This window comes from Neoroseomonas rubea (assembly GCF_016106015.1).
Classification (GTDB): Bacteria; Pseudomonadota; Alphaproteobacteria; order Acetobacterales; family Acetobacteraceae; genus Neoroseomonas; species Neoroseomonas rubea.
This window is the reverse complement of the sequence record NZ_JACADQ010000675.1, coordinates 1-891: the sequence shown is the minus strand read 5'-3', so window position 1 is coordinate 891 and position 891 is coordinate 1. Positions and strand designations below refer to the sequence as shown.

2 protein-coding genes are annotated in these 891 nt (G+C 75.8%); both read left to right on the top strand.

Features of this window, described 5'->3' with window-relative positions; translation table 11 throughout:
- Positions 1-299 (top strand): sodium-dependent bicarbonate transport family permease (locus tag HW577_RS25755; protein WP_198378919.1); only part of this gene is annotated, 299 nt, incomplete at its 5' end.
- Positions 300-301: 2 nt separating this feature from the next.
- Positions 302-604, top strand: a complete 303-nt coding sequence (locus HW577_RS25750) for a P-II family nitrogen regulator (protein WP_198378918.1) — start codon at positions 302-304, stop codon at positions 602-604.
- The last annotated feature ends 287 nt before the right edge of the window (positions 605-891 follow it).

Sequence of the window (891 nt, the reverse complement as noted above, 5' to 3'; positions counted from 1 at the left end):
GCGGGCGCGGGCTCGACGCGCGCCTGGCGGGCTTCGCGCTGCTGATGCCGCTGATCGGCGGCGCGGCGGGGCTCGGGGCGGGGCTGCTGGCGGGGCTGTCGCCCGGGGGCGTGGGGCTGATGGCCGTGCTCGGGGCGTCCGCGTCCTACATCGCGGTGCCGGCGGCGATGCGCATGGCGCTGCCCTCGGCCGATGCGGGGATCTATGTGACCCTCTCGCTCGCGGTCACCTTTCCCTTCAACATCCTGGTGGGCATCCCGCTCTGGCTCTGGGCGGCACGGGCGGCGACGGGGGGGTAGCAGTGCACGCGCGCAAGCGGATCGAGATCGTGGTGGAAGCCGTGCGGGCCGAGGCGGTGACCGCGCTGCTCGACCGGCTGGGCGCGACCGGCTGGACGGTGCTGCCCGTGCTGGCCGGGCGCGGGCGGCAGGGCATCCGCCGCGCCGGGGACCCGGGCGGGGTCGATGACAACGTAATCGTGCTCTGCATCGCGTCGGAGGCGGTGGCGGAGCGCATCATGGGCGCGCAGGCGGAACTTCTCGGCGCCCGCCCGGCCATCGTCAGCATCACGGAATGCCAGGTGCTGCGGGCGGATCATTTCTGATCCGGCCGGACGGGCCAGGACCCTTCGGACTTGACCCGGCGCGGCGGATCGGTCCATCACCGCCGCATGCCGATGCGACGCCGCCTCGCGCCCCTGGCCTTCGGCCTGGCGCTGCCGTTCATGGCACCCCCTGCCGAAGCGAATGCGCCCCGCCAGCCTGAAGCCGAGCGCGCGACTCAGGCGCGTCCGGCCGCGGCGCCCGCGCGCCCCGCCCAGGCCCGCCAGGTCGCCGCCCGCGCGCCCGCCGCCGCCGGGGTCGGAAGAGCACTCGTCTGGACTCCTGTCGC